Source organism: Allobosea sp. GW823-FHT02B03 (assembly GCF_058797755.1).
In genome coordinates this window covers 582612-600165 of the sequence record NZ_JBXAJY010000003.1, presented here as the reverse complement: position 1 = coordinate 600165, position 17554 = coordinate 582612, and the positions used below count along the sequence as shown (strand labels likewise).

Here is a 17554-nt window from a genome sequence, read left to right as displayed (position 1 = left end):
CCTCGCGAGGCCTGCGATGACCGATGCCGAACTCCTTCTGCGCCATGAGGATGGCGTCGCGATCGTCACGCTCAACAAGCCGCAGCGTCTGAACGCCTGGACGGTCGCGATGCGAGACAGCCTCGGCCAGATGCTGGCGCAGCTCGGCAGCGACGATTCCGTCAAGGCGATCGTGATGACCGGCGCTGGCGAGCGGGCCTTCTGCTCCGGGCAGGACTTCAATGAATCGCAGGGCTTCGAGCTGACCTACGACGCCAGCGAGTGGGTGCGGCAGGTCAAGGACTTCTACGAAATCATCCGCGGCATCGAGAAGCCGACGGTCGCCGCCCTCAACGGACTGGCGGCCGGATCGGGTTTCCAGGTCGCGCTGCTGATGGACTACCGCATCGGCCATGCCGGCGTGGCGATGGGCCAGCCGGAGCTCAACAACGGTATCCCCAGCGTCGCCGGTCCCTGGGGCATCTTCGCCGAGCGGATCGGCATCGCCCGCAGCATGGATCTCATCCTGACCGGTCGCCTGATCGATGCGGAGGAAGCCAAGCATATCGGCCTGCTCAACGAGATCGTCCCGCCCGCGGAGGTGCTGCCGCGAAGCATCGCCTTGGCGCGCGAACTGGGCGGCAAGCCGCCCGTCGCGCTGCGGTTGACGAAGCGCGCCTATCGCCAGGCGACGCAGCCGGCCTTCGACCGCGCCTTCGAGATTGCCGAGGACGCCCAGCGCGAGGCCTTTGCCTCGGGCGAGCCGCAGCGGTGCATGGAAGAGTTCTTCCGCATCCGCGCCGCCCGCAAATCCGCCTGACCCCAAGCGTGCACGCCATGGTGGCGCAAGGAGAAGCTTCGATGAACGAGACGCTGAGGCAGCTGTTGGAACGGCGCGCCGCGACCAATGGCGCAGATGTCTTCCTGATGTTCGGGGACGAGGTCATCACCTTCGCCGAGCTCAAGGCGCAGGTCGATGCCCGCGCGGCGGCGCTGCTGCACCATGGCGTCCGCCCGGGCGACCGCGTCGCCCTGATGCTGCCGACCGTGCCCGAGCACATCTACCTGTTCTTCGCGCTGGCCTGGCTGGGCGCGATCGTGGTTCCGGTCAGCATCCATCTCAAGGCGCTGGGCATCCGGACCCAGCTCGCCAGCGCGCAGCCGCGCTTCATCATCGCCGATGGCGGCTTCGTCGAGCTCGCCAGCGCGCTGTCCGACGATGCGCGCGTCGAGGGCGTGCTCTGGCGCGGCGAGACGCCGGCCGGCGATCCGCGCTTCAAGCCCCTCGCCGAGGTCATGGCGGAGGGCGGGGCGGTCCCCCCGCACGTCGCCGGCGGTCTCGATCGGCGCTGCATGGTCTCCTACACTTCCGGGACCACCGGCGAGCCCAAGGGGGCCGTGCTGTCCGAGCGCTGGTTCCAGATCGGCGCCAAGAATGCCGGCTTGCTGGCCGAGGTCCGGCCCGGTGACGTGCTCTTCCTCTGGGAGCCCTTCTTCCACGTCGCAGGCTGGATGACGGTGCTGATGAGCCTGCAGCATGGCGTGCGCATCGGCATGGTCGAGCGCTTCAGCGCCTCGCAATGCTGGGAGCAGATGCGCCGCTATGGCGCGACGCAGTTCCACTATCTCGGCGGCGCGATGAACCTGTTGCTCAAGCAGCCGGAGCGTCCCGAAGACGGCGACAACCCGGTCCGCATTGCCTGGGGGGCGGCGGCGCCGACCCAGAGCTGGAAGACCTTCGAACAGCGCTTCGGCGTCTCGATCCGCGAGGGCTACGGCATCACCGAGGCCGGCAACTTTACCATGCTCAACCATGACGGGCCGATCGGAGCGATCGGCAAGCCCGTCGATGAGTTCGACGCCTTCATCGCCGACGAGGAAGGGAAGCCGGTCGCGGACGGCACGGTCGGCGAGATCGTGCTGCGGCCGAAGGAGGCCGGCATCACCATGCTCGAATATCTCGGCAATCCCGAGAAGACCGCCGAGGTTCTGCGCGATGGCTGCGTCTTCTCGGGCGATCTCGGTTATCGCGACGCCGAGGGCCAGTTCTACTTCTCGGGCCGCAAGAAGGACGCGCTGCGCCGGCGGGGGGAGAACGTCTCGGCCTGGGAGGTCGAGCGCGTGATCAATGCCCATCCGACGGTCGAGGAATCGGCGGTGATCGGCGTGCCTTCGGAAATGGGCGAGCAGGACATCAAGGCCTTCGTGCGCGCCGCGCCAGATACCGCGGTCGCGCCAGCCGACATCCTGGCCTGGTGCAAGCAACATCTCGCCTATTATCAGGTGCCCCGCTTCATCGAGATCGTCACGGATTTCCCGCGCGGGCCGACGCAGCGCATCCGCAAGACCGAGCTGCCCCAGTCGACCGCCGGAAGCTGGGATGCCGAAGCGGCGCGCGAAAGCAATGCGACGGTGCGCTGACGATACGTCATTGCTTCACATGCCGATAAGAACGGTCGGATATTGCTATTCCTGATCCGGCCGGCCATAGGTGGAACCGTCTGGTTTCCAAGCTAAGGGCTCGGCATGAACAGTGGCAAATCTGCCGCAAAGACGGCTCGTCCTGCGGGCGAGTCCGGCCTCTTCAACTCGTCGCTGGAGAAGGGGCTGAGCGTCCTGCAGGCCTTCGACGACGGCCGTCCCAGCCTGACGCTGACGCAGGTGGCGTCCGTCACCGGGCTCGAGAAGAGCGCTGCCCAGCGCTTCACGGCGACGCTGGTTGCGCTCGGCTACCTGCAGAAGGACCAGGCGACGCGGCAGTACAGCCTCACCTCGCGGGTGCTGCAACTCAGCGCCAATTACCTGCGCTGCCACGCCCTGCTGGAGCGGGCGACGCCCTATATGCTGGAGTGGAACAGCCGCTATGGCGAGGCGGTCAATCTGGCCGAGATGGACGGCACGGACGTGATCTTCATCGTCCGCTACCGGAACCGTCACGTGGTCAGCCCTACCATCGTCGCCGGTTCGAAATTCCCCTGGTATATCAGTGCGCTCGGGCAGGCCATGGTGGCCTATAAGTCACCTGAGGAGCGCTCCCGCATACTCGACGCGACGCAGCCCGTCGCCTATGCCAGCCAGACCCTGGTGACGCGCGAGGCGCTGGAAAAGCGTATCGAGACGATCCGGGCCGACCGTTTCGCGATGACACACCGCGAGTCCTTCGAGACCGAGATCTCGCTCGCCGCTCCCGTCTTCGGGCCGACCGGCGCCGTGATCGCCGCGGTCGGCACGGCCGTGGTAACGACTCAGTGCACGGTGGAAGAGGCGCGCACCCGCCTTGCGCCGGCCCTGCTCGATCTGGCGCAGGCGGTGTCGAGCCCGTCGCAGGTCAGCAGGCCCGACAGAGGCTTCTAGTGCTCAGGACCTATCAATCGGGCTTGAGAATGCTATTTGCGGGCCTGTGGGACCAGCTCACGAAGGACGAACAGGCCCCTTCACCCTAAGGCCTGTCTTTGGTCGCGATTGCGCTCAGGAATCTCGCGATCGTCAGCGCTCCGAGATAGGAGGTGACGCCGGTTCCGACATCGAGCGGCGGATTGACCTCGACGAAATCGAAGCCGACGACGGCAAAACGCCGCGCGGCCGTGTCGAGAATGCCGGAGAGTTCGTCGAAGCGCATGCCGTCCGGCTCGGCTGAGACGCAGCCCGGGACCAGCGTCATGTCGTAGGCGTCGACATCGATGCTGACATAGACGCAGGCGCCGTCCGGAATATGGGCGAGCGCTCCGGCTGCGCCGAGTTCCCGCAGCTTCGGCATGGTGACGATGGTGCTGCCATTGGCGCGTGCATCGCGCACGTCGCTGGCGCGCGTCCTGAAGCTGCGAATGCCGATCTGGGTCAGGCTCTCGACATGCGGCAGCGCGTGCAATTGCCGGAAGGCCTGGCCGTTGGTGTGCCGCAGATCCTCGGTGACGGCGCCGTAGTCCATATGCGCGTCGAGCTGCACGACATGGACCGGCCGATCATAGCCCTGAAGGATCGGGAAGGTGATCGAGTGGTCGCCGCCGATGACCACCGGCTTGCCCCCGCGCCCCAGCACCGTCCGCACCGCCTGGGTCAGGTTATGGAAGGTGCGGGCCGGATTGGTCGGCCAGATGTCGACGTCGCCGCAATCGACGAGGCGACCGGTGGTGACGAAGTCGGGCGCCAGGACGCTGTCGCTGTCGATGTCATAGAGGCCGCCAGTGCCGAAACGGAGCGAATGCTCGCGGATGACGCGCGGCGCGAAGCGCGCGCCCGGCGCGAATGGCGAGCCCTCGTCGAAGGGCACGCCGATCACGGCGAACTCGGCCTCGAGGGCCGCCACGTCCGCGCAGTAGTTCGCGCGCAGGAAGGTCGGCACGCCGACGAAGCCGCGGTTCAGGCGGTCGGCGGCACCACGCATTTCGGTCACGTCTTGCTCCATGAAACTGGTGAGCGGGTCGCGGCCAGCATGCTGGCCGCGAGAGCTCATTTGTCGAAATAGCCGGCGCGTACGGCCGCACCGATCAGGTTGAGGAACAGCCTGCCGGCCGTGATCGCCGAGATCCGGTTGACGTCACGCGAGGGGGTGATCTCGACGATGTCCATGCCGACAACCCGGCCCTTGCCGACCAGCCCGTGGATCAGCTTGCGGGCCTGATGGAAGGTGACGCCGCCCGGCGCAGGCCCCTCAACCGCCGGCATGATCGAGGGATCGAGGCCATCGGCGTCAATCGTGATGTAATAGCGGGCATTGTCGGGAATGCGGGCGAGGATCGCGTCCATGCCGACATCGTGCAGCTCATAGGCGGTGACGATGTTGGCGCCATAGGCCTTTGCCGCCTCGACATCGGCGCGCCGGGCGCTGCCCTGCGAACGGATACCGATCTGGAAGATCTCGGTCACATGCGCCATTTCCGAGGCGCGCCGGATCGGGCTGGACAACCCCTCGCGCACGCCGCCGACATCGTCGCGCCAGTCGATATGCGCATCGATCTGGACGAGGACGAGCGGGCCTTCCCCGTCCAGCGCCTTGAGCACCGGGATCGGGATCGCATGGTCGCCGCCGATCACCAGCGGCATCGCGCCGGAGGCGACGATCTTGCGCATAGCCTCCTCGGCACGCCGCGAGTGCGAGGCCGGGTCATGCATCTCCCCGACCACGTCGCCGCAATCGACCATGCGGATCGGCCTGTCGTCGAAGAGCGGTCCGCCAATGTCGAAATCATAGCGCTCGAGCGAGCGCGAGACCCGGTCCGAGGCCTGCCGCACCGCGGTCGGCCCGTTCGACTGGTCGTTGCTGACATTCCTGATCGTATAGGGGTGGCCATAGGGAATGCCGAGGAAGGCGATGTCGGCCTTCAGATTGTCGAGATCGAGCGCGAGCTCGGAGAACAGGAAGGTGGCGTGGCCATGCTCCGGCGCGCTGGTCAGGGTATCGGTCATCTTGGCCTCGATGGTGGCGTGAAGGAGGGCCGCCGCGGCGGCCTATTGGAAGTGAGAGAGGAACAGCCGCAGGCGTTCCGAACGCGGCCTGTCGATGAGTTCGTCCGGCGGCCCCATCTCGGCGATGCGGCCGGCGTCGAAGAAGACGATGCGATCGGCGACCTTGCGCGCGAAGCCGAGCTCATGGGTCACGACCACCATGGTCATGCCTTCCTCCGCGAGCTCCTTCATCAGGCGCAGCACATCGCCGACGACTTCCGGATCGAGCGCCGAGGTCGGCTCGTCGAACAGCATGAGTTCCGGCTTCATGGCGAGCGCACGGGCGATCGCGACGCGCTGCTTCTCGCCTCCGGACAGGTCGGCGGGCATGCGGTCGGCCTTGGCCGCGAGCCCGAACCGGGCCAGCAGCCGGCGCGCTTGCGCCTCCGCCTCATTGCGCTCGACGCCGCGCAGCCGGATCGGTGCGCGGGCGATATTCTCCAGCGCGGAGAGATGCGGCCAGAGATGGAACTGCTGGAAGACGAGCCCGACGCGCGGCCGCATCCGGTCGATCTGGCGCCCGGACTGCAGGCGCGTCCCGCCGGCTGCGGCGGGCTCGCGGCCGATATAGTCCCCGGCGATGCGGACCGTGCCTTCGTCCGGCCGCTCAAGATAGTTGATGCAGCGCAGGAAGGTGCTCTTGCCGCAGCCGCTCGGGCCGATGATGCAGACGATCTCGCCGGCCCCGACATCGAGATCGACGCCAGCGACCGCGGTCATGGCACCGAAACTCTTGCGCAGTCCGCGCACGCTCAGCACGGGAAGCGCGGTCATGAGCGTGGCTCCGGCTCGAGCGAGAGATAGCGCGCCGCCAGGCGATGGCGCGAGGAGAAGCCGCGTCGCCCCTGGCCGCCCAGTCGCCGTTCCGAGGCGCGGAAACCCGCCGCCAGCAGCGCGGTCAGGCCCCAGTAGATCGCCGCCGTCGCCAGGAAGACCTCGAAGGGCGCGTAGGTCTGGCCCTGCACGATCAACCCCTGATAGGTCAGTTCGGCGACCGAGAGCGTCGCCAGCACGGCGCTCTCCTTCACGAGCGAGATCGAGGTGTTGGTCGCCGCCGGAATGAAGAAGCGCAGCATCTGCGGGAAGATGATCTCGCGCAGGGCCCGCAGATAGGACATGCCGATGGCACGGGCCGATTCCATCTGGCCGCGCGGCACGGAGAGAATGGCGCCGCGAACGATCTCGGCGAAATAAGCGCTACCGAACAATGCGAGCGCGACGATGCCGGTCGTCATCGGCTGTAGCCTGAGCCCGAAGAAGGGCAGCCCGTAAAAGAACAGCGACAGCATCACGATGAACGGGATGTTGCGGAAGAGTTCGACATAGGCCATCGCCGGCCAGCTCATCACGCGGCGGGGCGAAAGCCGCAGGAGCGCGACCGGGAAGGCGATGAGCAGCCCGGCGGCGATGGCCGCGAGCGAGATGTAGACGGTTGCGACCGCGCCCTTGGCGAACAGTCCTGCATTGTCGGCGATGATCGAGAGGTCGAGCGCCATCCTAGCCCCTCCGTACCGCGAGCCGGCGCTCGAGCATGCCGCCGAACTGGCTGACGAGGACGTTGAGCAAGAGAATGATCGCGGCCGCCGCGAGCATGGTCTCGAACGGCCGGAACGTCGTTGCCGAGATCTGCTGGGCGGTGCGGAACAGCTCCACCACGGTGATGACCGAGAGCAGCGCCGTGCCCTTGAGGATGATGGTCGCCTCGTTGACCAGCGGCGGCAGGATGCGCAGCAGGAGCTGCGGGATCACCACCTTGCCCCAGATCGCGCGGGCCTTGAGACCGAGCGCGATCGCCGCCTCGACCGGGCCGGGATCCATGTCGGCGAGGCCACCGCGCATGATCTCGCTGATGAAGATCGTGCTGTTGAAGGCGATCGCGCAGATGCCCGCGGTCAGCGGATCGAGCTGCAGGCCGAGTGCCGGGAGCCCGTAATAGAACAGGAAGATCTGGATCAGAACCGGCGTGCCGCGGATGAAGCTGATCACGACGCCGATCGCCAGATTGACCGGCGCGATCTTCAACGAACGCAGGATGGTCAGCAGGATGCCGCCGGCAAGGGCGAGAGCCATCGCGGCGGCCGCGATGGCGATGTTCGTGCCCGTCGCCCGCAGCAGCGCAGGCAAGGCGGCGAGTGCGGCCTCGACACTGAAGTCCATTGCGGGAGCGCCTGCGCGTTCGTGCTAGAGCGCACCGGCCGGCAGGTAGCTGGTATCGGGCAGGTCCAGCTTGATGCCGAGCCATTTCTCCTGCAGCTCGCCCATCTTCCCGCTGGCCCGCAGCTCCCTGAACACGCCGTTGACGAAGTCGCGGAGCTCGGCATCTTCCGGACGGGTCGCCCAGGCGAGATAGGTCTTCCGCTCGGTCGCAGGCCCGACGATCTCGAAGACGCCCGGCCGGTCGCGCATCAGCAGCAGCATCAACGGCAGATTGGCGATCGCGGCGTCGACGACGCCGCTGCCCACGGCCAGGAAGGTGTCGGAGAAGGCAGGGAACAGCTTGAGCTCGCCGAAACCCTTGCCGCCCTCGGCCTTCAGCTTCTCGTCCAGAGCCTTGGCGGTCGGCTCGACCGAAGAGGCGAGCTGCGTCGCGACCACCTTGCCGTTGAGATCGGCCAGCGAGGAGATGGCGGCATTGCCCTTGCGCTTGAGCACGTGGGCCTGGCTGATGCCGGTCGGCATGGTGAAGGCGTAGCGGTTGGCCCGTTCCTCGGTCAGCCCCAATGAGGTGGCGACCAGATCGAACTTCTTGGCGATCAGGCCAGGCAGGATGCCCTGGAAGGGCAGGTCGAGCTGCTTCAGCTTGACGCCGAGCTTGCCGGTAACCTCCTCGAGCAGGTCCCGGCCGAGGCCGACGAGCTTGCCGTCGCGCACGAATTCGAAGGGCGGGTACTGGCCCTCGGTGGCGACGACCAGTTCGCCGGCCTTCTTGATGCGCTCCAGCGTGGTCTCGGCGCTGGCGCTACGGCCGGAAACACCCAGCAGGCCGGCCCCCAGGATTCCGCGGTTCAATGCACGACGCGTCAAAAGCATGGACAGTTCCCCTTACCGCCAAGTGCCCGCCCGATCGTTGTCATGCGGGCGTCTTCGAAGAGCGGAGAAGGCTTAGGCGCCAGCCCGGGGCCGGGCAATCGATGACTTGCTCAAGAAATGGGCGCCGATAGGTCCCGCGCCGAACAGAAAAGAACTAAACTGTTATATCGCAATATCTTACACTATGCCTCCATCGAGGCATCAGTGAGCATGATGCGAGAAGCTCATGATTCAAGTGACAGACACTCAACAAAAAGCGCTATGCTGAGCCGATGGAGCAGGCCTTCCTCAACCTTCACCTGCGCGAGCTCGCGATCTTCGCCGCGATCTGCGAGCGCGGCAGTCTCTCCCTCGCAGCACGCGATGTCGGCATCACCCCCTCCGGCGTGTCGCATGCGCTGACCCAGCTCGAGCGCCATTTCGGCGCACCGCTGCTGGATCGCTCCCGCCGGCCGACGATGCCGACCGTGCTCGGAAGCATCGTTCGGCGCCATGCCGAGCTGATGATCAGGCAGGCCAAGGTGCTCGATGCCGATGTCCGCCTCGGCTTCGACGCGCTGTTGCCGAGCATCCGGATCGGCCTGATCGACTCGCTGGCGATCCATTTCCTGCCCCACTTCATCAGGGGCGCGAAGAAGCAGATTCGGGCGTTCTCGATCTCGACCGACTTCAACACCGGACTGCGCGCGCGTCTGCTGGACCGCAGCCTCGACCTGCTGGTCGCTGCCGGCCGCTTCGACGATGCGGCAGGCCTCGAACGCCATGACGTGATGGACGAACCGATTGCGCTACTCGTGCCGAAGGGGGCGCCGGATCTGTCCGACCTTGCCGCCTTCAAGGCCTATGCGATGCAGAGTACCTTCGTGCGCAACAGCCTCAGCAGCGATCTCGGCCGGCTGATCGACCGCCATCTCAGGCGGATGAAGCTGGAGCCGGAATTCGCCTTCGCCTTCGACAGCGTAGACTCGGTTGCGGCGATGGTCGCAGGGGGCTTCGGCTGGGCCCTCCTGCCCGCGACCTCGATCGCACGCAGCATCAGCCATCTTTCGGCGATCGAGCTGCGCCGCTTTCCCGGCCCGGCCTTCAGCCGGCCGATCTCGATTGTGGCCCGCGCAGGCGAGCTTGGCCCATTGCCCGCCAAGGTCGCCGACGTCTCGCGGGCCATCTTCCGCGATGTCTACATGCCGATGTTCGGCGAGCTGATGCCCTGGGTGACCAGGGAGGTGAGGTTGCATCCGACCACGGCATCATGACATCGGCAGATCGATCGACAGGTCCGGGCATCGTCGGGGTTTGCCAACCGTGCGCTTGCAGATGAACTGAGCGCCGGCGATCCAGTCGGGCCTGTTCCCAACCTAATCGAACATGATCCGCGAGCGCGACGCTGAACCTGCAGTCGGGAACGACGGCCGCGGTCGCGATCGAGATCTTCAACGAGGCCTTGAACGACAATCTGGCCGTAGTATCGGCGCGCGGCACGGTGCTGAGCCTGCCGACCTTCCTGCCGCCGGCCGTTCTGTTCACGCTCTTGGGCAGGAAGGAGCAGGCGCTGGTCTAAGGCCTCGAAAAACTGGAGCTGCTTTCGAGCCGGGCGCGCGGCCGCTCCTGGCCAAGCGCGGCAATGCTGTCCTGCGAACCGTCGCCGTTGCCGGCCAACCGCCGCGCAGATCATCCGTGAACGATCGCTCCGTTTGCGATCACCATGCTCGGCATTTGACGCTCGACGACGATCTGCGGCAGGTGAAGCGCCTCGAAGGCGATCAGGTCGGCGCGTGCGCCAACCTTGATCTCGCCGTCGCCCAGCCCCGCGACGCGTGCCGGGATCGTCGTGGCATGGTCGAGCAGCGCCGCGATGTCCTCGTCGCGCCGCAGCCCGAAGCGATAGGTCGCGAGCATCATCCGGTCGATCATGCCGATAACGGAGGAGGGGTTCCAGCAATCGCGGATATTGTCGGAACCGAAGAAGACGTCGACGCCCAGTTCGCGCAGCTTTGGAATAGGTGGGCAGCGGTCACCGCCCGGGATGCTCGACAGGATCGTGACCTTCGCTTCGCGCAAGGCCTGTGCAGTCGCCTCGAGGCGGGCGGGCGCGGCATCGGCGAGGGCGAAACCGTGGCTGATCGTCGTGCGTCCTTCCAGGCCGGCGGCGCGCGTGCGGGCCACGATATCGTCGATCTCGGCGAGGCCGGTCTCGCCGCCATCATGGAGATGGATGTCGAGCCCGCGCCCATAGCGCTCGGCCAGGCCGAAGATGACGTCGAGCTGGCCCTTCTGGTCGCCATCGATGCCGAGGGGGTCGAGCCCGCCGATGAAATCGGCGCCCATGCGCAGGGCCTCCTCCATGTACTCGGCGGCGACCGGGCAGGTCACGACGCCGCTCTGCGGAAAGGCGACGATCTGGATCTGAACCCGGTCCGCCCAGCGCTCGCGCAGCTCCAGCACCTCCTTCAGCGTATCGAGCTTTGAGACCTCGTCGATGTCGACATGGGTCCGAAGGCTGGTCGTGCCGAGGCGCAGCGCGGTCTCGAGCAGCTTCTCGGCGCCACGCTCCACAAGGGAGGCCGGATTGGCGCGGCGGTGCGCCTTCTCGTCGTCGATGCGCGCCCGGATCGACGGCGCGGAGCGATGCGGGCGCCAGGGCAGGGCCAGCAGGGTCTTGTCGAGATGGACATGGCCGTCGGTCAGGCCGGGCAGGACGAGCTGGCCGCTCAGGTCCAGTTCCCGGCCACGCTGCATCGGATCACCTGCGGAACGTATGGCGATAATCCTGCCGCCGGAGATTTCGATGGAAACCAGCCGGCCATCGGCGAGCCGGGCATTGTCGAGGGTCAGATCGGAGGTCGCGGTCATCAATATCTCGCATTGAAGCTGCGGAAGCCCGTTTCGGGCGCGGGCATCGGCCAGTCCTGATAGAACCGCCGCAGATAGGGATGAAGCGCCGTCGCCAGGCTGCGCCGGGTGGCTTCCGCCTCGGTCGGTGGGCGCTGCAGCGACCTCCCAAGCTCGGTAAGCACCGCCTCCTTGTCGATGGCGGTGATCTTGCCGTCGCTCAGCACCCGGCGGCCGTCGATCAGGACATCGCGGATCATGCCGCACTTTGCCCTCTGGACGAGCGCCGAGACAATGTCGGTGTCGCCATCGAGGTATGGCCTCGACAGCAAGGCGCCGTCGACGATGACGATATCTGCCGCCCTGCCGACCTCCAGACGGCCGATCAGCCGGCCGAAGCCGGTTGTGGCGGCGCCGTTCTCGGTCGCCATCCGGAAGATCTGGCGTTCGGAGAGCGGCTCGAAATCATGGCCGGGCGAGCGCTGGAGATTCCATGCGACACGCATTTCCTGCAGCATGTCGCGGTCGTCGTTGATGCCGGCCTGGTCGATACCCAACGCCACCGTGATGCCGGCCTGCTGGAACTCCTTCACCGGCGCGACACCGCTGCGCAGGCGCAGGCCGGAACTGGCGTTGTGGCAGACGCAGGTCCCGGTCTTCGCGAGGAGATCGATATCGGCTTCGGTGCACCAGATGCCGTGGCCGATCGTCATCTTCGGGCCGAGCAGGCCGAGATCGGCAAGGTGCCGGACCGCGCTGCCGCCGGTGTCAGCTTGAGCGAAATGCCGCTGATAGGGTGTCTCCAGCAGGTGCATGTGCAGGCCGACATCATAACGCTCCGCCAGCTTGCGCTGCGCGATCAGGCTTTCGGGCGTGCACCATTGCAGGTTAGCCGGCGCGAGCTGCACGCAGCTCAGCCCATCTTCGGCGGTGCCGAACCGGTCATGCAGGGCCTCGAAATGCGCAGTGAGGTCCTCGACCGAGCTGGGTGTCGTGGAAATCATGCCCTCGAGAGGCGCGCGAAGCTCTGAGGGCAGCGACGCCAGGAAGGCCTCCTGCGCGCCGTAGACGAACCTGTTCCGGTCGCGCCACATGAAGGAGTAGGAGGCGCGCATGCCGATGTCTCGATAGGCGCGCATGATCGCGTCCGGCGCGGCGAGCCAACCCTCGCGCGGCCCTGTCGGTCCGCCATGGATGTGCTGGACGGTGGTGACGCCCGATTCCACCATCTCCATGGCCGAGTAGAGCGTGTCGAGATACGGATCGACCGATCGCCAGCCGATGAAGCGCGGCAGCCAGAGCTCGAGCGGCAGGAAAGGCGTGCCGTGCTGGAGCGGGGTGAGCCCGGTATGGTGGTGAGCGTTCACCAGTCCCGGCATCACGATGTCGCCGGCAGATCCGAAGACCTCGGCTCCGGGATTGGCCATCGACAGCTGCTCGAACAAGCCGAATTCGGCAATGCGACCGCCCGAGACCAGCAGCGCATCGCCCGCATGCAGCTCCGCCCGGTCGTCGTCTATGCCGCACAGGATATGCCGTCCGCGCACGATCACCGGGTGGGCGCTCTCGGCCAATTCTCGCAATGGCACCGTCGTCATTCCTTGCGGAAGGCCCGGCAGTCGGCGGTGCGCCAGCCCACCTTCACCGAAGCGTCGCGGGCGATGCTGACCGGCACCTTCATCGGGTCGCCCTTCGCGATCAGCTCCTGGCCGCCGAGGCTGAAGACGACGCGCGTGGCTTCGCCGAGATAGACCTGCCGTTCGACTATTAGGGTGAAGACGTTGTCTGCCGCCTCGGGGGCCAGGCTGATGCGTTCGGGGCGCAGGCAGAGCACCGCGCGGTCGCCGACCCCGAGCGGATCGATGGCGGTCGCGGTCACGAGGATGTCCGGGGCCAGGCGAACCGTGACCGTGCGCTGCGCGCTCGCAACGACTTCGCCTTCGAGCGTGTTGTTCTCGCCGATGAAGCCGGCGACGAAGGCATTCGCCGGGCTCTCATAGAGCTCTTCGGGGGGCGCGAGCTGTTGGATCCGGCCCTGGTCGAAAACGGCGATCCGGTCGGACATGGTCAGGGCTTCTTCCTGATCATGCGTGACATAGACCATGGTGACGCCGAGGCGCTCGTGGATCTGCTTGAGCTCGTATTGCATGCGCTCGCGCAGCTGCTTGTCCAGCGCCCCCAGGGGCTCGTCGAGCAGGATCAGCTCCGGCTCGAAGACGAGGGCGCGCGCCAGCGCGACGCGCTGCTGCTGGCCGCCTGAAAGCTGCGCCGGCATCCTTGCGCCGAACGGCCCGAGCTTGACCATGTCGAGCGCCGCCGTGACCCGCTGCGCGATCTCGACTTCGGGCATCTTCCGCGCGCGTAGCGGATAGGCGACGTTGTCGGAGACCGTCATGTGCGGGAAGAGCGCGTAGTTCTGGAAGACCATGCCGATGCCCCGCTTGTAGGGGGGCAGGGTCGTGATCTCGCGTCTCTGCAAGGTGATCCGGCCATTGGTCGGGGCCTCGAAGCCGGCGAGCATCATCAGGCTCGTGGTCTTTCCCGATCCGGACGGTCCGAGCAGCGTCAGGAACTCGCCGCGGGCGATGTCGAGATTGAGGTCCTTAACGACGAGCGACTGTCCGTCATAGCTCTTCTGGACATGCGAGAAGCGAACCAGCGGCTCGCTGGCCGGTGCGGCGTCGGTCGCCATGGCTTGGATGCTCATGAGTTACTCCGCCCAGAGGGGCAAGGAAGGGGGGAAGCGTTCGGTCACGGTCCGGCCGAGGATGTCGTGGCTGGGATGGGCGTCCCAGACCGCTTGGCTCGATGCGGTGACCTCGGCGAGGATCTCGTCCTCGTCGGCGACGAGGAGGCGCCCGCCTTCGACCAGGACCTTTCCGTCCACGATGACGCTGCTGACGCGATCGGGCCCGGCCAGGTGGACCAGCGCCCTGATCGGGTCGGGATTGGCCCCGAACGACAGGGAGCGGGGATCGACCAGGACGATGTCGGCCTTCGCGCCCGACTCCAGGTGGCCGAGATCGGGGCGGGCGAGTGCCGAAGCGCCGGCGAGGTTGCTGGCCCGGAAGACATCGGCGGCGGCGCCCGCCTCGAAGTTTCCATCGGCGAGCTTGTTCATCAGCGACGCCATCCGCATCTCCGCGAACATGTCGAGCGGGTAGGTGTCGGTCGCGAGCGCGACGTTCACGCCGGCGCGGCGGAAGCGGTCGAAGCTCTCGAGCGCGATGCCGCGGCGCGCAAAGGCAACCGGCGAATGCGCGACATTGACGCCCGTCGCGCCGAGGATCGCGATGTCGTTCTCGACTGGATAGCCGATGGCGCTATGGGTCGAGATGTAGACGCAGTGCGCGAGGATCGTGCCGGCGTCGAGAACGCCCTCCTGCGCCAGGCATTGCACCGGCGTCAGGCCGGTTTGGCCCATGGTCTCGTAGAACTCGCGGTGCTGCTCCACGAAATGCAGGGTGAAGGGAACGCCGAGCGCGGTGGCGACCTTCTTGGCTTCCTTCCGCAGCTCCGGCGTCGAGAGGTAATATTCATCGAGCGCGACAAGCCCCGAGACGCGCGCGTCCGCCGTTTTCGGCAGGCGTTCGATGAAGCGAGCCGTGGCTTCGAGTGACTGGAAACCGGCTTTCGTATCGAGCTCGCTCGATACCTTGCCATCCTCTTCCAGCCAGTAGCGCCCTCCCGTCACGACAGGGCTCCAGACCAGCCGGATGCCGAATTCCCGAGCGGTCTCCAGCATCATCTCGCCGTCGCGTGGACCGGCCGGGGCGAAGGCGACCACGGTCGTCACGCCGTTGCGCAGCAGCGAGGCAAAACCGTAGCGCAGCGAGGCCCGCGCATCCTGCGGCGCGAGGAAGCCGGGGCGGCCGACCCGGTTCTGGGGAAGGAAGTGCAGGAAGCTCGATCTGACGAACTCCCTGCGCCCGCCGTCGACCAGCAGTCGCGGCCCTTCATGCGCGCCGATATGGGCGTGCGTGCTGATCTGGCCGGGTATGGCGATCAGCCCGCGAGCATCGATCCTGCGCTTGGCCGGTCCCGGGAAATCCCTGCCGACAGAGAGGATCTCGTCGCCGGCGATCGCGATCGAGCCGCCTTCAAGATAGCGATGCTGCTCGCCGTCGAAGGCGACGACCAGGCCTCCGGAGATGACGAGGTCGGCGATCTGCTCGGTCATTGATCTGTACCTCCGGGCCGGCGCATCCGCTCCGACCGTGCGCGAAGCCACTCCATCACCAGCATCAGGACGACGGAGACCATCAGCAGCACGACGGCGGCCGCGGTGATCGTGGGCGAAATGTTCTCGCTCACGCCGCTGAAGATCTGTCGCGGCAAGGTGCGCTGCTGCGGGCTGGTGATGAAGAGGGCGATGACGAGTTCGTCGAACGAGGTGACGAAGGCGAAGACGCTGCCTGATGCCACGCCGGGTGCGATGATCGGCAGGGTGACGGTCCGCAGCGTGCGCAGGGGCGAGGCGCCCAGGCTGGCGGCGGCCCGGGGAAGGTTCGGGTCGAAGCCCTGCAGCGTCGCCGAGACAGTGATCACCACGAATGGCAGGGCCAGCGCGATATGGGCCAGGATCAGGCCGATATAGGTGCCGACGAGGTTGACCGCGGCAAAGAAGTAGAAGGCCGAGACCGCGATGATGACCACGGGCACGGCAATCGGCGTGACCAGCAGGGCCATGATGAAGGGCTTCAGCCGGAATCGCGCGCCGTGCAGCCCGAGCGCGGCCATCGTCCCGAGCACCGTCGCGGCGATCGTCGTCACAATGCCCACGAACAGGCTGTTGAGCAGCGCTCCGGTCCAGAGCGGGCTCGTGAAGAACTCGCGATACCATTGCAGCGACCAGCCCGGCAGCGGGAACACCAGGAGCTGGCCGGCCGTGAAGGACAGCGGAAACACAACGAAGATAGGCGCGACCAGGAAGGCGAGAACCGCGAAGGCGAACACGCGGGCACCGCCGAGCGCGAGCCGTTCGGTGAGGGTGATGGAAGAGGTCGATCGCATGTCAGCGCACCCGCAGACGGTTGAAGCCGACGAGCTTGCCCAGCGCCAGATAGATCGCTGCGACGACGATCAGCAGGAAGGCGCCGAGCGCCGAGGCCAGGCCCCAGTTCACCGCCGAATTGGTGAAGTAGGCGATGAAGTAGCCGATCATCTGGTCGCCCGGGCCGCCGACGAGCGCCGGCGTGACGTAGAAGCCGACCGACAGGACGAAGACCAGCGTTCCGCCGGCGGCCACCCCCGGCAGCGTCAGGGGCAGATAGACCGTCCGGAAGACACGCAGCGGCGAAGCGCCGAGCGATGCGGCCGCGCGCAGATGGTTGCCGGATATGCCCTTCATCACGCTGTAGATCGGCAGGATCGCGTAGGGCAGCAGGACGTGGACCATGGCGATCAGCACGCCCGCCCGGTTGAACACCAGCGGCAGGGGCGAGTTGATGATGCCGAGCGCCATCAGCGTCTTGTTCACGAGGCCCTCGTTCTGGAGAAGGATCACCCAGGCGGTGCTGCGCACCAGCAGCGATGTCCAGAACGGCACCAGGACGAGCATCAGCATCCAGCTGGCCGCGCGCTTGCCGGCCCTCGCCATCACGGCGGCGACCGGAAAGCCGATGAGCAGGCACAGGGCTGTGACGGTCAGGCTCACGGACAGGGTCCGGCCATAGAGGTCGATGAAGATGCGCTGGTCCGGCGCGACGCGTTGGAGCTCACCCTCGGGGGATTTCTGGAGATCGAGCGCCGTGAGGAGATAGAAGTCCGTCAGGCGTCCGGATTGCTGGTGCAGCACGCCCCATAGCGCCGGCTCTGCCCATTGCAGGTCGATCGCGATCAGCGCGTCCCGCGCGGACGCGCCTTCGGCGATCGGCATGCGCCTTGCCGTCTTGGTTAGAAGGCCGCGAGCGCCAGGCATGGCATAGTTGAGCCGCCGCCCGATCAGCCCGAGCGACGGCTGCCCGCGAATGGCATTCAGATCCGCCGCGATGGCCGCGAAGGCCGCTTCATCCGGCTCACCCTTGCCCGACCAGCTTCGCATGACCTCGGCGGTGCGCGGCAGATAGGTCTGGATCTCGGGGTTGTCGACACTCCTGAACATGAATAGTGCGAGCGGAAGCACGAAGAACAGGGCGGTGAAGATCACGCTCGGGGCAAGCAGCGCCAGCATCTTGATCAGATGCTTCCGCTCGGAAGCACTCACCTGAGCCGCCAGCCGCGAACTCTCGACAGTCGCGACCGGCACAGATTGGGATGACATCGATGCCAT

At 66.6% G+C, this 17554-nt stretch carries 16 protein-coding genes; 4 read left to right on the top strand and 12 right to left on the bottom strand.

Annotated features, from left to right (window positions below; genetic code table 11):
* Positions 1–16 precede the first annotated feature (16 nt).
* From AC1REK_RS12445 to AC1REK_RS12435, 3 genes are all read left to right on the top strand, one after another.
* A complete protein-coding gene (locus tag AC1REK_RS12445; RefSeq protein WP_327524671.1) occupies positions 17–799 on the top strand; it encodes an enoyl-CoA hydratase/isomerase family protein in 783 nt (260 codons plus the stop codon).
* A gap of 41 nt (positions 800–840) precedes the next feature.
* Positions 841–2400, top strand: coding sequence for an AMP-binding protein (locus tag AC1REK_RS12440; protein WP_492267805.1), 1560 nt, complete (start codon positions 841–843; stop codon positions 2398–2400).
* A gap of 105 nt (positions 2401–2505) precedes the next feature.
* Positions 2506–3333 (top strand): IclR family transcriptional regulator, encoded by an 828-nt coding sequence (locus tag AC1REK_RS12435; RefSeq protein ID WP_327524673.1) that lies wholly within the window; start codon positions 2506–2508, stop codon positions 3331–3333.
* An 85-nt stretch (positions 3334–3418) separates the two neighbouring features.
* On the opposite strand, the gene AC1REK_RS12430 is transcribed toward AC1REK_RS12435, so the two are convergent.
* The 6 genes from AC1REK_RS12430 to AC1REK_RS12405 all read right to left on the bottom strand — a co-directional run bounded on the left by AC1REK_RS12430 (position 3419) and on the right by AC1REK_RS12405 (position 8454).
* Positions 3419–4363 (bottom strand): arginase family protein, encoded by a 945-nt coding sequence (locus AC1REK_RS12430; protein WP_492268203.1) that lies wholly within the window; start codon positions 4361–4363, stop codon positions 3419–3421.
* Positions 4364–4428: 65 nt separating this feature from the next.
* The gene (locus AC1REK_RS12425) at positions 4429–5385 is read right to left on the bottom strand and encodes an agmatinase (RefSeq protein WP_327524674.1); all 957 of its coding nucleotides are present in this window, start codon (positions 5383–5385) and stop codon (positions 4429–4431) included.
* Positions 5386–5427: 42 nt separating this feature from the next.
* On the bottom strand, positions 5428–6198 hold the full coding sequence (locus tag AC1REK_RS12420) for an amino acid ABC transporter ATP-binding protein (protein WP_492267806.1): 771 nt from the start codon (positions 6196–6198) through the stop codon (positions 5428–5430).
* Positions 6195–6920 carry an amino acid ABC transporter permease gene (locus AC1REK_RS12415; RefSeq protein ID WP_327524676.1) on the bottom strand — a complete coding sequence of 242 codons (726 nt, stop codon included), beginning with the start codon at positions 6918–6920 and terminating at the stop codon, positions 6195–6197. The genes AC1REK_RS12420 and AC1REK_RS12415 overlap by 4 nt, the downstream gene beginning before the upstream one ends.
* 1 nt (position 6921) lies before the next feature.
* Positions 6922–7581, bottom strand: coding sequence for an amino acid ABC transporter permease (locus AC1REK_RS12410; protein ID WP_492267807.1), 660 nt, complete (start codon positions 7579–7581; stop codon positions 6922–6924).
* 24 nt (positions 7582–7605) lie between these two features.
* The gene (locus AC1REK_RS12405) at positions 7606–8454 is read right to left on the bottom strand and encodes a transporter substrate-binding domain-containing protein (RefSeq protein WP_492267808.1); all 849 of its coding nucleotides are present in this window, start codon (positions 8452–8454) and stop codon (positions 7606–7608) included.
* 272 nt (positions 8455–8726) lie between these two features.
* Between AC1REK_RS12405 and AC1REK_RS12400 the strand changes: the two genes are divergently transcribed.
* Positions 8727–9707, top strand: coding sequence for a LysR family transcriptional regulator (locus tag AC1REK_RS12400; protein WP_492267809.1), 981 nt, complete (start codon positions 8727–8729; stop codon positions 9705–9707).
* 415 nt (positions 9708–10122) lie between these two features.
* Here the strand turns inward: AC1REK_RS12400 and AC1REK_RS12395 are convergent, their stop codons facing one another.
* From AC1REK_RS12395 to AC1REK_RS12370, 6 genes are read right to left on the bottom strand one after another with little or no spacing between them, the layout of a single operon-like run.
* A complete protein-coding gene (locus AC1REK_RS12395) occupies positions 10123–11304 on the bottom strand; it encodes an amidohydrolase (RefSeq protein WP_492267810.1) in 1182 nt (393 codons plus the stop codon).
* A complete protein-coding gene (locus tag AC1REK_RS12390) occupies positions 11304–12872 on the bottom strand; it encodes an amidohydrolase family protein (protein ID WP_492267811.1) in 1569 nt (522 codons plus the stop codon). The genes AC1REK_RS12395 and AC1REK_RS12390 overlap by 1 nt, the downstream gene beginning before the upstream one ends.
* A 5-nt stretch (positions 12873–12877) precedes the next feature.
* Complete coding sequence (locus AC1REK_RS12385) at positions 12878–13990, bottom strand: ABC transporter ATP-binding protein (protein WP_492267812.1); 1113 nt, start codon at positions 13988–13990, stop codon at positions 12878–12880.
* 3 nt (positions 13991–13993) lie between these two features.
* Positions 13994–15463: an amidohydrolase family protein gene (locus AC1REK_RS12380; protein WP_492267813.1), complete on the bottom strand. Its 1470-nt coding sequence runs from the start codon at positions 15461–15463 to the stop codon at positions 13994–13996.
* Positions 15460–16296, bottom strand: coding sequence for an ABC transporter permease (locus AC1REK_RS12375; protein WP_492267814.1), 837 nt, complete (start codon positions 16294–16296; stop codon positions 15460–15462). The genes AC1REK_RS12380 and AC1REK_RS12375 overlap by 4 nt, the downstream gene beginning before the upstream one ends.
* A 1-nt stretch (position 16297) precedes the next feature.
* Positions 16298–17545 (bottom strand): ABC transporter permease, encoded by a 1248-nt coding sequence (locus AC1REK_RS12370; RefSeq protein WP_492267815.1) that lies wholly within the window; start codon positions 17543–17545, stop codon positions 16298–16300.
* Positions 17546–17554: the final 9 nt, after the last annotated feature.